Here is a 15659-nt window from a genome sequence, read left to right as displayed (position 1 = left end):
ACAGGGTCGGCGCAGGTTGAACGCCCCGGCTCACCGCCTCGACCCGCTTCTCCGGCCGCGCTCCGTCGCGCTGGTCGGCGCCTCGGCACGGCAGTCGAGCCTGGGGCAGCTCGCCCTGGCGAACCTCCTCGCCAGCGGCTACGAGGGGCGCATCTATCCGGTGAACCCGCGCTACACCGAGCTGGCCGGCCTGGAATGCCTGCCGAACCTCGATTCGATGCCCGAAATCCCGGAGATGGTGATCTTCGCGGTATCCGACGAGCGGATCGAGGCCGCGCTGGAGGATGCGCTGCAGGCGGGGACCGCCGCCGTCACGATCATGTCTGCACTCGCGGTCCCTGACGACGCCGCGGCACGGGCGGCCGGGCGGCCGGTGCTGAGAGAGCGAGTCGCCGCGCGGCTCGCAGAAGCCGGCGTGCTGTGCTGCGGCGGCAACGGGATGGGTTTCTACAACGTCCGGGACCGGGTCTGGGCGACCGGCTTCGATGCGCGCCATCACGAGCCGCCGGGCAACGTCGCGCTGATCTCGCAATCCGGCGCCGGCATGTGCGGCATCGTCGACTGCGACGAGCGCCTGGCCTTCAATCTCGCCGTGTCCACGGGCCAGGAACTCACGACCGGCCTCGACGAGTATCTCGATTTCGCGCTGGAGCTGCCTGAGACGCGGGCGGTGGGACTGTTCCTGGAGCGCGCGCGCAACGCGGCGGGTCTCGCCGCCGGCTTCGCGAAAGCCAGGGAGCGCGGCATCCCGATCGTTGTGGTCAAGACCGGCCGCACGGCGTGGGCGGCCGAGCTGGCCATCTCCCACTGCGGCACGCTGGCCGGCGACGACGCGGCCTACGAGGCCCTGTTCGACCGTTACGGCGTGCAACGCGTACGCGACCTCGACGAACTCGCCAACGCCCTCATCCTGTTCGCCCAGCCCCATCGGCCCGCCGCCGGCACCGTCGTCTCCCTGCACGATTCGGGCGGCGAGCGGCAGCTCATGGTGGATCTCGCCGCAGACGCCGGCGTCGAACTGACCGACCTCGCCCCCGCCACCGTGCGCAGGCTGGAGGACGTGCTCGACCCGGAGCTGCCGGCCGTGAACCCGCTCGACGGCTGGAGCCGCGGCGGGACGGAGGCCGAAGAACGGATGGCGGAGGCCCTCGGCATCCTGATGTGCGACCCGGGCGCCGCCATCGGGCTGCTGGTGCACGATCGCGCGCCCTACGGCCGGATCTACGAGAGCTATGTGGACTACATGCGCCGCGCGCACGCGGCCAGCGGGAAACCCGTGGTGCTGATCGGCTCGCGACAGGGCACCGGCAGCGACCCGCTGGTGATCAGCGCCACCCGGGACCTCGGCTTCCCGGTGCTCGACGGCGTCCCGGCGACCCTGGCGGCCGTGCGCTGCCTGCTCGCCTGGCGGGACAGCCGCGAACGGGCCGATCCCGCCGCACCTCCCGCCCCGGCCGATGCCGGTCCGCGCTGGCGCGAACGACTGGCGGGCGGCGGCACAACGGACAGCGCCACCGCACTGGCGATGCTGCGGGATTTCGGCATCGCGGCCACGGCGAGCGAACTCGCACGTACCGAAGACGAAGCCGTGGCCGCCTGGCGGCGCCTCGGCGGCCCCGTCGCGCTGAAGACGGCGGCGCCGGGCATCGCCCATCGCAGCGAGGTCGACGGTGTGCGGCTCGGACTGAACGAACGCACCCGGGTCGCGCAGACCTGGCGGGAACTGGCCGGCCGCTTCGGCCCCGCCGTGGAGGTCTCCGCCATGCAGCCGGCCGGCATCGAGGTGCTGCTCGGCATGAGCACGGATCCTGACCTCGGTCCGGTGGTCGCGATAGGCATGGGCGGCATCCATACCGAGCTCCACGCCGATGTCGCCTTCGCCCTGCCGCCCTTCGACGCGGCCTGGGCCGGCCGCCTGATCGAGCGCCTGCGTCTGCGCCCGCTGCTGGACGGCGCGCGGGGCCGGCCGCCGGCCGATGTTGACGCCCTGTGCGACGCGGCCGCAAGATTCTCGGTAATGGCAGCCGAACTCGGCGACGTCGTCCGTGAGATCGACGTCAATCCCCTCCTCGTCCATGCCGGGGGCTGCGTCGCCGTCGACGCGCTCACGGTATTGCACGACGACAAGACCCCAGAGAGGCAAACAGCATGACACTGGAAGCACTGGCAGAATACGACGCCCCGCGCTGGCATCAGGCTGCGGACCGGCTGAAGAAGCGGCTGGAGACCCGCCTGTTCATCAACGGAGAATTCGTGGACGCCATCGACGGCGGCCGCTTCGAGACCGTGAATCCCGCCACCGGCGAAGTGCTCGCCGAGATGGCCGAGGGCACGGAGAAGGACATCGATGCCGCCGTGGCTGCCGCGAAGGCCGCCTTCCGCTCCGGCGTGTGGTCGAAGATGGCGCCGCGCAAGCGCATGGAGATCATGTATCGCTTCGCCGATCTCGTCGAGGAGCACGCCGAGGAACTGTCGCTGATGGACACGCTGGACATGGGCAAGCCCATCTCGGACATGCTGTCCGTCGACGTTCCGCTGGTGGCGGATACGATCCGCTTCATGAGCGAGAGCATCGACAAGATCGAGGGCGCTATCACCAATACCGCCAGCGACGCGATGAATCTCGTGCTGCGCGAGCCGCTGGGCGTGGTGGGGGCGATCTCTCCCTGGAACTATCCGTTGCTGATGGCCGCGTGGAAATACGCGCCGGCGCTAGCCGCCGGCAACACCGTCGTCCTGAAACCCGCCGAACAATCGCCGCTGTCCAATCTGCGCATAGCTGAACTCTTCGTCGAGGCCGGCGGGCCGCCGGGCGTGTTCAACGTGGTCAACGGCATGGGCGAGACCGCCGGCAAGGCACTGGCGCTGCACAACGACGTCGCCAAGATCTCCTTCACCGGCTCCACCGCGGTGGGCAAGCTGATCCTGCAGTATGCCGGCCAGTCGAACATGAAGAAGGTCGGACTGGAATGCGGCGGCAAGTCCCCGCAGGTGTTCATGGACGACCTGCCCGATCTCGGACGGGCCGTGGAGACCGCCTACCACGCCATCTACGCCAACATGGGCGAGGTGTGCAACGCCGGTTCTCGCATCATGGTGGACCGCAAGATCTACGACGAATTCGTGGAGCGTTTCGTCGCCGAGGGCAAAGACGCCTATAAGGCCGGCGATCCGCTCGACCCGGCGACGAATCTCGGTCCGCTCGTGACGCATCAGGATCAGAAGCGGGTGCTCGGCATGATCGAGACCGGCAGAAAGGAAGGCGCGAAACTGTTGTTCGGCGGCACTGCCTCCGAGCAGTATCCCAAAGGCGCCTACGTGGATCCCACGCTGTTCGTCGACGTGAACAACGAGATGACGATCGCCCGCGAGGAGATCTTCGGCCCGGTCGCGAGCGTCATCCCCTTCGACGGCGCCGACGAGGCCATCCGTGTGGCCAACGACACGATCTACGGCCTCGCCGCGAGCATCTGGACCCGCGACATACGCACCGCCCACCGCTTCATACGGGAATTCGAGGCCGGCATCATCTGGGTGAATACCTACGACGAGGCTGACATGACACAGCCGTTCGGCGGCTACAAGCAGTCCGGCAACGCCCGCGACAAGTGCTTCGACAGTCTCCTTGAGTACACCCAGACCAAATCGGCCTGGATCAGCCTCGCCTGAGGCGGGCGACGGCAGCCGCAGGCAGGGGAGGAGCGAGAATGGCAGCGTCGGACGGTAAGCTGGAGGGCTATCTCGCCGCGCACCCCGACTGCGGCATGATGGAGCTGCTGATCGCCGACATGGTGGGCGTGCTGCGCGGCAAGCGCGTGCTGCCGGAGGAGTTCGCGAAAGTCTTCTCGAAGGGCTTCAACATCCCGGGCAGCGTGGTCATGCTCGACTCCATGGGCGCCGTGATAGACGGCCTGCCCTACGGTGCCGACGACGGCGACCCGGATGTCTACGCCCGCCCGATCCCGGAGACCCTGGCGCCGATCCCCTGGGCGCGGCGGGACTGTGCCCAGGTGCTTTTCTCGCTGTACGAACGGGACGGCAGCCCCTACTTCGCCGACCCCCGCCACGTACTCGAACGCGCCGCACGGCCTCTCAGAGAGATGGGGCTCACGATCGTCATGGCGGTAGAACTCGAGTTCTACCTCCTCGACGCGGCACATACCGGCGTAGCGCCCCGCATGCCGGCGATCATCGGCACCGGCCACGGTCAGCGCGGCGAACAGGTCTATCACCCGCAGGATCTGTGGGACATCGAAGAGTTCCTGGACGAACTCATGGCGATGTGCCGGGCCCAGTCGCTGCCGGTCGGCACCACCATCTCCGAATTCGCACCGGGGCAGTTCGAGGTCAATCTCCACCACGTGGCAGACCCGCTGGCGGCCTGCGATCACGCGGTGCTGCTGAAACGGGTCATCCGCGCCGTCGCACGCCGCCACGGCACGGCCGCCTGTTTCATGGCCAAGCCCTTCGGCGAATACACCGGTAACGGACTGCACCTGCACGTGAGTCTGGTGCGCGCGGACGGCACCAATTTCTTCTCGGGCGGCGACCCGGCACTCGCCGAACCGCCCTTCGACGCTGCGCTGCGCCATGCCATCGGCGGACTGCAGGAGACCATGGCGGACGGCATGGCCATATTCGCGCCGAACGCCAATTCCTACCGCCGGCTGCGGCCGGATTTCTTCGCCCCGGTGACGCCGAACTGGGGCGTGAATCACCGCGGCGTGTCACTGCGTATCCCGCTTTCGGGACCGAACAACCTGCGCATCGAACACCGCACGGCGGGCGCGGACGCGAATCCCTATCTGGTGGCGGCCGCCGTGCTCGCCGGCATCCACCATGGCATCAGCCGCGGCATCGAGCCGGGCCCCATGGTGGCCGAGGGCGAAAGCATCGAACCGGAGGTGAACCTGCCGATACGCTGGGAGGCGGCGCTGGAGCGCTTCGGCGCCAGCCGCTTCCTGCGTGAATACCTGGGCGACGAGTACTGCCGGGTCTACGAGCATGCGCGCCGGGCCGAGAACCAGCGCATCCACAACGAGATAACCGATCGTGATTACCAATGGTATCTGAGGAACGTCTGAACGACGCTCCGGGGGAGCCGGAAGATGAAGTCGGAATCCGGCGGAGCACACTACTGGCTGCCGACCCGCGCGGGCGAGCGGGCCAGCCTGGCGGCGATCAGCGGGCCGCTGATCGCCGCGTACCTGGTAGAGATGGCGATGCTGATCATCGACATGATCATCGTCGGCCACCTCGGCAGTATCGAACTCGCCGCGGTGGGCCTGGCCGGCGACTGGTTCTACGTGTTGCTGCTGATCGGCATGGGCACCGTGTCGATGGTGGCCGTGCTGGTGGCCCACGCCCGGGGCCGCGGGGACATGCAGGCGGCCGGACGGGTGGTGGAGCAGGGCCTGCTCGTCGCCACCGTGTTCTCGCTGCCGGTGATGATCGCCACCTGGTATCTGGCCCCGCTGCTCGCGCTGGCCGGCCAGGACCAGCGGGTGGTGGCGGCCGTCGCGCCCTATACCCATGCACTGACGTTCGCCGTGCTGCCGATCCTGTGGTTCACGGTCCTCAGGAATTACGTCACGGCGGTCGAGAAGCCGATGGTGATCTTCGTCCTATCGGTCGCGGCGCTGATACTGAACGCCGGGCTGAACTACACGCTGGTGTTCGGGCATTTCGGCTTCCCGGCGCTGGGCGTGTTCGGCGCCGGGCTCGGCACGACCATCGTCAGCTGGCTCATGTTCGTGGCGCTGGCCGTGCACGTGGGCGGACGGGGCGGCCTGCGCGTACGCTGGTCGCGCGCTATCGCGATAGGGCCTCCGGATCGGCCGCTGGCCGGCAGGCTCGTCTCGCTCGGCCTGCCGGTGGCCGGGGCCCAGTTGCTCTCCGGCGGCATGTTCACGGTGGCAGCCGTGCTGGTGGGCCTGCTGGGCGCCGTCCAGCTGGCGGCGCAGCAGATCGTCTACACGGTGGTCTACGTCTCGCTCAGCATCGCGGCCGGTCTCGGCGATGCCGTGCGGGTGCGCGTCGCGTTCGGCACGGGCAAGGGCAGTCCGCCGGCGGCCCGGCAGGCCGCGGCCATCACGCTGCGCATGGGACTGGCGGTGCTCGGCCTCGCCGCGGCGGTGCTGTGGTTCTTTCCGGCGGCCATCGTCGGGCTGTTCCTCGACCCGGCGCAGCCCGATGCGCTCGCGGTGCGCGAGGCGGCGGCCTCCTTCGCCTTCGCGGCCGGCCTGTTCCAGCTGCTGATCGGGCTGCAGATCATCGCCGCCAACGCCATGCGCGGGCTCGGCGACACCCGCACACCGATGCTCTACGCGGTGCTGGGCTACTGGCTGCTCGGGCTCGGCAGCGGCACGGTGGTCTGCTTCGCCTTCGGGCTGGGCGGCGTCGGCCTGTGGTGGGGCATGACGGGCGGCGTCGCCGTCTCCTCGACGCTCATGACACTCGCCTTCTTCCGCAAGGCCTCGGGCAGGCAGCCCGTGGCTGTCACTTCATGAACCGGGCAAACCGGACGGGGCAGGGATAACTTGAAGACTTACGATGCCATCGTCGTCGGCGCAGGCCACAACGGCCTGACCACCGCGGCCTTCCTGGCGAAAGCCGGCCTCGACGTGGTGGTCGTCGAGAAGAACGACTACATCGGCGGCGCCGCGGTCAGCCGCAATCTCTACGAGGACTGGATCTACTCCAACTGCTCCTACGTGTGCAGCCTGCTGCGGCCCGAGATCTATCGGGCGCTCGACCTCTCCCGGCACGGCCTCCAGGTCACGCCCTACGGCGGCAGCGTCACCTTCACCCGGGAAGGGGACTATCTCGGCAGCTACTGGGACCACGAGGTCGCCCACCGGGAAATGGCCCGGCATTCCAAACGCGATGCCGATGCGTATCAGCGCTATTCCGCCGAGGTGATGCGCCAGACCCGCTTCATCCGCGACTTCCTGCTGCGCACTCCTCCGGACCCCACCTCGTTCCGGCCACGCGACCTGCGCGAACTCGCCCTGATCGGCGGCCGGGTGCTCGAGATGGACGAGGAAGCCATCTACGACACGATCCGCTTCTGGACGATGAGCATCGGCGAGTATCTCGAGGAGTTCTTCGAGACGGACGTCATCAAGGCCCATCTCGCCGGCAGCGGTATCATCGGCACGGCACTCGGGCCGTACTCGCCGGGTACCGCCTACGTGCTGCTGCATCACTACATGGGCGAGGTGGACGGCAACATCGGGGCGTGGGGCTTCGCCCGCGGCGGCATGGGCGCGGTCAGCAACGCCATCGCCGGTGCGCTGCGCTCCTTCGGCGGTGAGATACGCACCAACGCCGAGGTGAGCCGCATCATCGTGCGCAACGGCCGGGTGGCCGGCGTGGCACTGGCGAACGGCGACGAGGTCCGCGGTCACCGGGTCGTATCGAACCTGGACTTCAAGCGGACCTTCCTGAACGTGATGGACCGCGGCGACCTCGACGACGAGTTCGTGCGCCGGGTGGAGAACTTCCACATCCGCGGCTCCTCCGGCAAGCTGAACATCGCGCTGGACGGCCTGCCCACCTTCCCCGCGCTGCCGGAGTCGAGCCAGCTCATGAACGCGGACATGCACTTCATCGACTCGCTGGAGCGCATGGAACGGGCCTACGACGACTGGAAGGCGAAGACCTGGTCGAAGGACCCCTACATCGACCTGGTGATCCCCACCGTCTCCGACCCCACCATGGCCCCGCCCGGCAAGCACTTCATGAGCTGTTTCGTGCAGTACTGCCCGCCGGAGCTGGACACCGGCGAATGGACCGACGCCGACCGCGATGCCTTCGGCCAGACGGTGATCGACCAGATTGCCGAGTACAGCCCGGATTTCAAGGACCTGATCCTGCACGTCGAGATCCGCACGCCGCGGGAACTCGAAGCCGAGGTCGGCCTCACCGAGGGCAACATTTTCCAGGGCGAACTCACCATGGACCAGCTCCTGTTCAACCGGCCCGTACCCGGCTTTGCGCAGTACCGCGGACCGGTGAAGGGACTCTACATGTGTTCCTCCAGCACCCATCCCGGCGGCGGCGTGATGGCCGCACCGGGAGCCAACGCGGCGCGGGAGATCCTGCGCGACATCAGGAAGCCCTCGACAGTCCCGGAGAACTTCGGCGATGACTGAAAAGAAAACGGCCGACGTGATCGTGATCGGTGCCGGGCACAACGGCCTCGCCTGCGCCGCCTATCTCGCCCGCGCAGGACGCGAGGTGCTGGTGCTGGAGGCAGCCGACGGCGTCGGCGGCGCCGCCGCCATGCGGAGTTTCGCCGACGGCTTCCGCGTCTCCGGCTGCGCTCACCTCCTCTATCAGCTGCAGCCGCAGGTGGCCGGTGAACTCGAACTCGCCCGTTTCGGTCTCGAGATGGCCGTGGCCGATGCGGCGACCACGGCCCTGTCGCCCGACGGACACCACGTGCGCATCCGGGGCGCGGACCTCGAAGGCCGCGTGACCGAGCGCGATCGCGCCGGTCTGAGGGAATTCCGCGAGCGCATGCTGCGCTTCGCGAAACTGCTCGGCCCGTATCTGAATCGCCGTCCGCCCCTGCTCGTGAACAACGACACGGCGGACAAGATGACGCTCGGCCGGCTCGGACTCGACATCCGCCGCCTGGGCCGCAAAGAGATGCAGGAATTCCTGCGTCTGATCGCCATCAATATCTACGACGTCCTGAACGAGCATTTCGACACGAAACTCGTGCAGGGCGCCCTGGCGCTCGACGGCGTGCTCGGCACCCATCTGGGGCCGCGCTCTCCGAACAGCCTGCTCACCTACATCCACCGGCTCACCGGCGAGATCGACGGCAACCCCGGCGCTATTGCCTTGCCGAAGGGCGGCATGGGCCGCGTTGGCGAGGCTTTCGCCGGCGCCGCGCGAGCCGCCGAGGTCGACATCCGCTGCGACGCCCCGGTGCGACGCATCCGGGTGGACAACGGCCGCGTGGTCGGCGTCGAGCTGGAGGACGGGGAGACGATCGACGCCCTCACCGTCGTGTCCAACGCCGACCCGAAGACCACGGTGCTGGAATTGCTCGGGGCCCGGCACGTCGAGACGGGCTTCACCCGGCGCATCCGCAACCTGCGCATGCGCGGCAATGCGGCGAAGCTGCATCTGGCGCTGGACTCGCTGCCCGAATTCGCCGGCGTCGATCCGTCCGCGCTGGACGGCCGCCTCGTCATCGCGCCGGACATGGACTACGTCGAGCGCGCCTTCAACCCCGCCAAGTACGGCCAGTGGTCCGCGGAGCCGGTCATCGAGATCACGGTCCCGAGTGTCGCCGATCCGTCGCTGGCGCCGCCGGGCAAGCACGTCCTCTCGGCCGTGGTGCAATACGCGCCGTATCGGCTGGACGGCGGCTGGGACGAGACGCAGACCGGCGTATTCCGAGACCTGGTGATCGATACCATCGCCGCGTACGCACCGGGACTGCGTGAGCGGATCGTTGCGGCGGAGCTGCTGAGTCCGGCGGACATCGAGCGCCTCTACCGCATGGGCGGCGGCCACTGGCACCACGGGGAGCTCGCGCTGGATCAGTTCCTGTTCACCCGCCCGGTGCCCGGTGCCGCGCAGTACGCGCTGCCGGTAGAGGGGCTCTACCTCTGCGGCGCCGGCGCGCACCCGGGCGGCAGCATCACCGGCGCGGCGGGCCGCAATGCCGCGGCCGAAATCCTGAAACGGGAGGGACGGTCATGAGCGCCCGGGGAGTCAGCGAGCGCGTCCTGCGCACCCATTTCCATACCCGCACCGCCGCCGCGAATCACCGCAACGCCTGGCAGGACTGGAAAGGCTATACGACCGCCGCCGAATACACCGCCGCGGACCTCGAGTATTTCGCGGTCCGCAATGCCGCGGGCGTGTTCGATCTCTGCCCCATGACCAAGTACCGCATCACCGGGCCCGAGGCGCTGCCCTACCTGGACCGCCTGGTGACCCGCGACATGACGAAGCTGAAACCCGGCCGGGTGGCCTACGCCGTGTGGTGCAACGACGCCGGCAAGGTGATCGACGACGGCACCATCTTCCACCTGCGCGAAGGCGAGTACCGGCTGTGCTCCCAGGAGCGTCACCTGGAATGGTTGCTCGATGCCGCCGACGGCTTCGACGTCACCGTCACGGAGGAGACCGCCGAGGTCGCCGCCCTCGCCCTGCAGGGTCCCACCTCCTGTGCCGTGCTGAAGGAGATGGGCCTCACCGACGTCGAGCAGCTGAAACCGTTCGGACTGACCCGTTTCCGTTTCGAGGGCACCGAGCTCACGGTATCGCGAACCGGTTTCACCGGCGACCTCGGCTACGAACTCTGGATCGACCCGGACCACGCCGAGATACTCTGGGACCGCCTGTTTCTCGCCGGCAAGTACCGCGGCATACGGGCGATCGGCAGCGAGGCGCTCGAGCTCTGCCGCATCGAGGCCGGTTTCATCCAGGCCGGGGTCGACTTCCTGCCCGCCGACGGGATCGTGCGGCCGGGCCGTGCCCGCTCTCCGTTCGAGCTGGGCCTCGACTGGCTGGTGGATTTCAGGAAAGCCAATTTCAACGGGCGCAGGGCGCTGGCGGCGGAGCTGCGCCGCGGCTCCACCTGGCGGCTGGTAAAGCTGGACATCGAGGGCAACAAGCCCGCCCATCATTCCTACGTCTACGACTCGCGCAAGAAACAGGCGGGTTTCGTGACGTCCGCGGCCTGGTCGCCGGTGGCGAAGGCGAATATCGCGCTCGCGAGTGTCCGGCGGCCGGCCGGCGAGCCGGGCGGCCGGCTGTTCGCGGAGATCTACTATCAGCGCGAGATGCACTGGTCGCGCAAGATGGCCGCAGCCACGGTGGTGGATAAGCCATTCTGGGACCCGCCGCGCCGGCGCCAGACGCCACCCGCCGATTACTGAGTGGCTGCGCCTTGCGCTATCGCTACTTCATCTGTGACGTCTTCACCGATACGCCGTTCGGTGGCAACCCGCTGGCCGTCCTGCCGGACGCGGGCGGCCTGGACACCGGGCGGATGCAGCAGATCGCCCGCGAGTTCAACTTCTGGGAGACCAGCTTCGTCTTTCCGCCGGAGGCCGGCGGCGACCGCCGGGTGAGGATATTCACGCCGAAGGTCGAGGTCCCCTTCGCCGGCCACCCGAACATCGGCACCGCGTTCGTGCTCGCCGCCAGCGGCGAGCTGGACGGTCGGGAATCGGTACTGTTCGAGGAGACCGCCGGGGAAGTGCGCGTCAGCATCGATCGCGGCGCCAATGGCGATGGCGAGGGCCGCATACGCTGCGAACTGGCGGCGCCGGAGCCGCTGCAGCTCTCGGAGCCCGCATCCGCCGAGCTGGTCGCCGGCGCGCTCTGCCTGGAGCCCGACGATCTCGTCACGGAGACCCATCTGCCCCAGGCGGCCTCGGTCGGACTGCCCTTCCTGATGGTCGAACTCCCGGACGCGGCCACGCTGGCCCGCGCGCGGATCGACCCGGAGATGTTCGAGGTGATCGCGGAGGCGGGGCTGCCGCCCGACATCCACATGTACGTCCGCAGCGACGACCAATACGACCTCCGCGCGCGCATGTTCGCGCCGCTGGACGGTGTGCCGGAAGATCCCGCTACCGGCAGCGCCAACTGCGCGCTGGCGGCCCTGCTGGCCCACTACGCGCCCGGCGACGACTGCGATCTGAGCTGGCGCATCCTGCAGGGTGCGGAGATGGGGCGCCCGAGCGTGCTCGAGGCCCGGGCGGGGAAACGGGACGGACGCGTGACCGGCGCCTGGATCGGCGGCGGCGCCGTGATGTTCGCCGAAGGCTGGCTGGATATCGGCTGAAGCGCCGGCCTGGTCGACCTAGCCGGACGGGTCGACGTCGCCGAGGCCGAACACCTTGCGTGCGTTGCCGCGCAGGAAGCGCTCCTCCGCCTCGGCGTCCAGCCCGAGGGCATCGAAGTCCTCCAGGCACTGCCCCGGCGTCAGCATGGGGTAGTTGCTGCCGAACAGCACCTTCTTCGCGCCGCGCCCGCGCAGGAACTCGACGAAATCCGCCGGATAGCGGTTGGCCTTGTAGGCGGAGGTATCGATGTAGACGTTGGGGAACTTGGTGGCCAGGGAGATGATCTCCTGGGTCCAGGGCGCGCCGATGTGGCCGGCCACGATCACGAGCTCCGGGAACTCCAGCGCCACGTGTTCCAGATAGGGGATCGGCCGGCCGGGTTCGGACGGCAGCAGCGGCCCGGTGTGCCCCACCTGCAGGCAGAACGGGATGCCCAGCTCGACGCACTCCGCGTAGAAGGGATAGTAGCGCCGGTCGTCCGGCGGCAGACCCCACATCCAGGGCAGGAACCGGAGCCCCCGGAAGCCGAGCTCGCGCACGGCGCGGCGCAGCTCACGCACGCCCTCCATCGGCCGCGTGATGTCCGCGGAGGCGATGCCGACCAGCCGGTCCGGGTGCTCGCGCACCAGCGCCGCCACCTCGTCGTTGTCGATCAGCGCGCCCTGCGGCCCCCACCACGCGGACACCAGCGCCGTGCCGACGCCCGCCTGGTCCATGGCCGCGATGGTGGCGGACAGCGGGACGTCCGGTACCTCGTCCCGGCCCGTCCAGCGCCGGAGCGACGCGAACATGGGCTGCGCCAGGAAACGCGTCGTGGGATGCTGTATCCAGGCATCGACGATGCCGCTGCGGGCTGCGCTCATATCCCCTCCTCGTTCGTCCCGGATCGAGTCCCGCCCGGGCTGTCGTTATCATAACGCGGCCGCAGGAGGACACCCATGCAGAAGGCGCTCATCATCATCGGCATCGCCGTCGTCATCGTCGGCGTGCTCTGGCCCTGGCTCAGCACGCTGCCGCTGGGCCGCCTTCCCGGCGACATCGTGATCCGGCGCGAAGGCTTCACCTTTTACCTGCCGATAACGACGATGATCCTGGTGAGCCTGGTGCTCTCGCTTATCCTCTGGCTGTTGCGGCAATAGCCCCGCCGGCGACGGTTACTCGCGCGGCAGCGGCAGTCCGTGCTGACGCAGGAACGAGAGCCGGTCCCAGTAGCCGCGCTGAAAGCGGATCAGCCCGTCAACGACGTGGAAGAACCCGCAGCCGCGCAGCCCGAGCGGGTCGCGCCACTCCAGCATGGCCCACTCACCGTCCTCGAACAGATTCTCGACGATGCAGGTCATCTCCGCGTTCGCGAATTCCCGGGCGAACATCGCCCTGATGGCTTCCCGGCCTTCCACCGGAGCCTGGGTCACCTGGTGATTCACCGCCTCGGCCGCGTAGAAGGCAGCCACTTCGTCGGCATCGCCCCGATTGAAAGCCTCCACCCAGGCCTCGACCACCTGCCGGGGCCCGGCCGGTACAGCGCCATGTGCCGGTTCTCCCGTCCGGTCACGCCACAGCGCGATCAGGGCCTCCATGTCCGGCTGCTCGGCCCAGGCGGGAACATCGGCGGCCAGTCGGAACCAGGGCTGTGCGCTGCGCGTCCAGACGTGGGCCACCGGCGGGAAGGCGCCCGGGTCGTCCAGCGTACCGGTCTTGAGCGCCACGATCTCCGGCATCTCCGCACTCGCGAACCACAGGGCGCTGCCGCAGTCCGCGCAGCCGGCCCGTTGCCGGTCGCCGCCGCCCATCGAGTATGTCGTCGCGACCGCTTCGCCGCCGATCGTCTCCAGCGCCTCCCGGGGGACGATCAGCGAGAGACTGAAAGCGGCACCCGTCGCGGCCTGGCACCGGGTGCAATGGCAGGCGTAGGAGGTGAGCGGTTCGCAGCGCAGCCGGTATCTCACCGCGCCGCACTGGCAGCCGCCTTCCCGCATCCGTTCAGGCCCGGTCATTCGCGCCCTCCCTCACAGCCAGCGGCGCACGCGGCGCCGGTACTCGCCGAAGGCCGCGCCGAAGCGCGCCGTCAGCGCGCGCTCCTCGGGCATGATCTGGAACCGGTTCATGTACGCCGCGTAGCCCATCAGCCAGAGCGGTGCCGAGAGATGGGAAAGCGCGACCGCCCAGCCGGCCAGGGCGAGCAGCATGCCCAGATACATGGGGTTGCGGGTGTAGCGGTAGACACCGCCGGTCACCAGCCGCGAACTCGCCTCCGGTGACAGCGGATTCACGGTGGTGGCCGCACGCCGGAATTCGCCCACGCCCGCCAGCGCGACGAAGACGCCGGCCGCCACCAGCACCACACCGAGCCCGGCGCGCCACAAAGGCGGCAGGGGTATGTCGAGCACCGGGAAGGCCTCCGCCGTCGCCCACATCCCGATACCCGTCAGCACGGTGACGGCGGCCGGCGGTATCTTCAGTTCCAGCGCCTGCATTACGCGGTCCTCCGGCGGATCACAGCAACTCCTCGACCTCGATCGCGTCACGGCCGGCCGGCAGGACGACGAGCGTGCCGTCGCGGCCCACACGGAACGGACCGGCGTAGACCGCATCGACGCCTTCGGTGAAGGCGTCCTCGAGAGGGGCCAGCGGCAGCGGCGGCACGATGTGGTTGTAGAGCAGCAAGCCCACCTCGGCTTCCGCCGCGACGAGCAAAAGCCGCTTCATGCTCCCCCTCCCCCGGCCGACACCGGCTCAGCCTTCGTCGTCCGTCTCCGTAATGCCGGTAATCTCCCCGCGGAACTGACGCAGCAGGGTCTTCACGGTGGCCCGGTTGTCCGGGCCCATGCGTATCAGCAGCTTCTGGCCGCTGGACAGGCCCTCCAGCACCGGGTTCTCGTAGCGGTACAGCACGTGAGGCCGTACCAGACGCACCGGGTCGGCCACGTCTGGGGTCGCCAGCAGGTGATCGATCACCACCACCAGGCGGTCGTTGAAGTAGCTGTCCGGGTAGCCCAGTTCGGCCCACGCCTGCTGGAACAGCGGATAGTAGCGCCGGTAGACGTCGGCGGCCGCCGCCAGGTCGATCTCCGCCGCCGCGTTGACGAGGGCGTCGTAGCGCTCGTAGTTCGCCGGGCTCAGGATGTAGAGGTCGCCGTCGACCCGGCCGGAGACGCGGAAGGAGCCGGGCAGCGGCTCCAGCGGGCGCACACGTTCTGCCAGGTCGTCCCGCTCCAGTCCGTCGACGGTGGCCACGATCTTGCGGATCAGGCGGTCGCGCAGCTCGAGGTCGAGGATCTCCGGCTCGGGCAAGAGCTCGTCCACCGTGCCGGTGAACGGTTCGTCGCTCTCCTCGAGGGCTGGCAGGGACGGCCGCGCGGGTTCGGCGGGCGCCTCGTCGGTGGCCGCCCCCCCGGCCTCGGCCGGTTCGGACGGCGGCTCCTCGATGGGATAGCGCGGCTCCGGTGGCGCGGCAGGCTCCCGGCTCTCCGCGGCCGGCTGGGGTTCCGTCGGCGCCTCCTCCGGTTCCTCCCGCTGCAGCAGCTGATAGCCGGTGAAGACGAGCAGCACCAGCGTCGCGGCTACCGCGATGACCAGTCCCCAGGATTGTTCGCGCATCAGAACGTCCCTATTCGCTGCTCCGCCGTGGTGCGGCCAGTATAGACGCGGTGGCCGCCGGGCACGAGGGTATCATTCCCCAATGCGGACGAAATCCTCCTTGTATCGCACTGCACAATCGGGACACACGAATTCCTCGGGCAGGTCGCGGAACTTCAGGCCCGGCGGATAGCCTTCGTGATCGTCGCCGCTCGCCTCGTCGTAGACGTAACCGCAGTCCGGGCATTCGTACCGGGCCAT

15 protein-coding genes and 1 pseudogene are annotated in these 15659 nt (G+C 68.9%); 9 read left to right on the top strand and 7 right to left on the bottom strand.

The window, feature by feature from the left end; translation table 11 throughout:
* The first annotated feature begins 16 nt into the window (after positions 1-16).
* From ACJMKZ_RS02045 to ACJMKZ_RS02010, 8 genes are read left to right on the top strand one after another with little or no spacing between them, the layout of a single operon-like run.
* Positions 17-2152 (top strand): acetate--CoA ligase family protein, encoded by a 2136-nt coding sequence (locus ACJMKZ_RS02045; protein ID WP_405231528.1) that lies wholly within the window; start codon positions 17-19, stop codon positions 2150-2152.
* Positions 2149-3669: an aldehyde dehydrogenase gene (locus ACJMKZ_RS02040; protein ID WP_405231527.1), complete on the top strand. Its 1521-nt coding sequence runs from the start codon at positions 2149-2151 to the stop codon at positions 3667-3669. Before ACJMKZ_RS02045 ends, ACJMKZ_RS02040 begins: the two co-directional genes overlap by 4 nt.
* Before the next feature lie 38 nt (positions 3670-3707).
* Positions 3708-5084, top strand: coding sequence for a glutamine synthetase family protein (locus ACJMKZ_RS02035; protein WP_405231526.1), 1377 nt, complete (start codon positions 3708-3710; stop codon positions 5082-5084).
* Between the two features lie 24 nt (positions 5085-5108).
* On the top strand, positions 5109-6509 hold the full coding sequence (locus tag ACJMKZ_RS02030; protein WP_405231525.1) for an MATE family efflux transporter: 1401 nt from the start codon (positions 5109-5111) through the stop codon (positions 6507-6509).
* A 30-nt stretch (positions 6510-6539) separates the two neighbouring features.
* Positions 6540-8156, top strand: coding sequence for a phytoene desaturase family protein (locus ACJMKZ_RS02025; RefSeq protein WP_405231524.1), 1617 nt, complete (start codon positions 6540-6542; stop codon positions 8154-8156).
* Positions 8149-9723 carry a phytoene desaturase family protein gene (locus tag ACJMKZ_RS02020; RefSeq protein ID WP_405231523.1) on the top strand — a complete coding sequence of 525 codons (1575 nt, stop codon included), beginning with the start codon at positions 8149-8151 and terminating at the stop codon, positions 9721-9723. Before ACJMKZ_RS02025 ends, ACJMKZ_RS02020 begins: the two co-directional genes overlap by 8 nt.
* Positions 9720-10907 (top strand): aminomethyltransferase family protein, encoded by a 1188-nt coding sequence (locus ACJMKZ_RS02015; RefSeq protein ID WP_405231522.1) that lies wholly within the window; start codon positions 9720-9722, stop codon positions 10905-10907. Before ACJMKZ_RS02020 ends, ACJMKZ_RS02015 begins: the two co-directional genes overlap by 4 nt.
* A gap of 11 nt (positions 10908-10918) precedes the next feature.
* Entirely contained in the window at positions 10919-11821 is a 903-nt protein-coding gene (locus ACJMKZ_RS02010; RefSeq protein ID WP_405231521.1) for a PhzF family phenazine biosynthesis protein, read from the top strand.
* An 18-nt stretch (positions 11822-11839) separates the two neighbouring features.
* On the opposite strand, the gene ACJMKZ_RS02005 is transcribed toward ACJMKZ_RS02010, so the two are convergent.
* Positions 11840-12685, bottom strand: a complete 846-nt coding sequence (locus ACJMKZ_RS02005) for an amidohydrolase family protein (protein WP_405231520.1) — start codon at positions 12683-12685, stop codon at positions 11840-11842.
* Positions 12686-12760: 75 nt separating this feature from the next.
* On the opposite strand from ACJMKZ_RS02005, the gene ACJMKZ_RS02000 reads away from it, so the two are divergent.
* Positions 12761-12961 carry a DUF2905 domain-containing protein gene (locus tag ACJMKZ_RS02000; protein ID WP_405231519.1) on the top strand — a complete coding sequence of 67 codons (201 nt, stop codon included), beginning with the start codon at positions 12761-12763 and terminating at the stop codon, positions 12959-12961.
* 15 nt (positions 12962-12976) lie between these two features.
* On the opposite strand, the gene ACJMKZ_RS01995 is transcribed toward ACJMKZ_RS02000, so the two are convergent.
* The 6 genes and pseudogenes from ACJMKZ_RS01995 to ACJMKZ_RS01970 all read right to left on the bottom strand — a co-directional run bounded on the left by ACJMKZ_RS01995 (position 12977) and on the right by ACJMKZ_RS01970 (position 15659).
* Positions 12977-13381, bottom strand: a complete 405-nt coding sequence (locus ACJMKZ_RS01995) for a nuclear transport factor 2 family protein (RefSeq protein ID WP_405231744.1) — start codon at positions 13379-13381, stop codon at positions 12977-12979.
* Between the two features lie 90 nt (positions 13382-13471).
* Positions 13472-13798 (bottom strand): annotated as a pseudogene (locus tag ACJMKZ_RS01990) (GFA family protein); the annotation flags it as partial.
* A gap of 30 nt (positions 13799-13828) precedes the next feature.
* Entirely contained in the window at positions 13829-14296 is a 468-nt protein-coding gene (locus ACJMKZ_RS01985; protein WP_405231518.1) for a methyltransferase family protein, read from the bottom strand.
* A gap of 19 nt (positions 14297-14315) precedes the next feature.
* Positions 14316-14528 carry a hypothetical protein gene (locus ACJMKZ_RS01980; protein WP_405231517.1) on the bottom strand — a complete coding sequence of 71 codons (213 nt, stop codon included), beginning with the start codon at positions 14526-14528 and terminating at the stop codon, positions 14316-14318.
* A gap of 27 nt (positions 14529-14555) precedes the next feature.
* Positions 14556-15419 carry a DUF3014 domain-containing protein gene (locus ACJMKZ_RS01975; protein WP_405231516.1) on the bottom strand — a complete coding sequence of 288 codons (864 nt, stop codon included), beginning with the start codon at positions 15417-15419 and terminating at the stop codon, positions 14556-14558.
* Positions 15420-15491: 72 nt separating this feature from the next.
* Complete coding sequence (locus ACJMKZ_RS01970) at positions 15492-15659, bottom strand: rubredoxin (protein ID WP_405231515.1); 168 nt, start codon at positions 15657-15659, stop codon at positions 15492-15494.

The organism is Lentisalinibacter salinarum (genome assembly GCF_040706555.1).
In the GTDB taxonomy this organism is placed as follows: domain Bacteria; phylum Pseudomonadota; class Gammaproteobacteria; order Steroidobacterales; family Woeseiaceae; genus Lentisalinibacter; species Lentisalinibacter salinarum.
The sequence above is the reverse complement of the archived record's forward strand: the minus strand, read 5'-3'. Positions and strand labels throughout refer to the sequence as shown.

Bases quoted from the DNA above. Each gene is read 5' to 3' on its own strand.
- ACJMKZ_RS02015 (WP_405231522.1), top strand. From the start codon at position 9,720: ATGAGCGCCCGGGGAGTCAGCGAGCGCGTCCTGCGCACCCATTTCCAT.
- ACJMKZ_RS01980 (WP_405231517.1), bottom strand. From the start codon at position 14,528: ATGAAGCGGCTTTTGCTCGTCGCGGCGGAAGCCGAGGTGGGCTTGCTG.
- ACJMKZ_RS02005 (WP_405231520.1), bottom strand. From the start codon at position 12,685: ATGAGCGCAGCCCGCAGCGGCATCGTCGATGCCTGGATACAGCATCCC.
- ACJMKZ_RS01985 (WP_405231518.1), bottom strand. From the start codon at position 14,296: ATGCAGGCGCTGGAACTGAAGATACCGCCGGCCGCCGTCACCGTGCTG.
- ACJMKZ_RS02020 (WP_405231523.1), top strand. From the start codon at position 8,149: ATGACTGAAAAGAAAACGGCCGACGTGATCGTGATCGGTGCCGGGCAC.
- ACJMKZ_RS01975 (WP_405231516.1), bottom strand. From the start codon at position 15,419: ATGCGCGAACAATCCTGGGGACTGGTCATCGCGGTAGCCGCGACGCTG.
- ACJMKZ_RS02040 (WP_405231527.1), top strand. From the start codon at position 2,149: ATGACACTGGAAGCACTGGCAGAATACGACGCCCCGCGCTGGCATCAG.
- ACJMKZ_RS02000 (WP_405231519.1), top strand. From the start codon at position 12,761: ATGCAGAAGGCGCTCATCATCATCGGCATCGCCGTCGTCATCGTCGGC.
- ACJMKZ_RS02035 (WP_405231526.1), top strand. From the start codon at position 3,708: ATGGCAGCGTCGGACGGTAAGCTGGAGGGCTATCTCGCCGCGCACCCC.
- ACJMKZ_RS01970 (WP_405231515.1), bottom strand. From the start codon at position 15,659: ATGGCCCGGTACGAATGCCCGGACTGCGGTTACGTCTACGACGAGGCG.
- ACJMKZ_RS02030 (WP_405231525.1), top strand. From the start codon at position 5,109: ATGAAGTCGGAATCCGGCGGAGCACACTACTGGCTGCCGACCCGCGCG.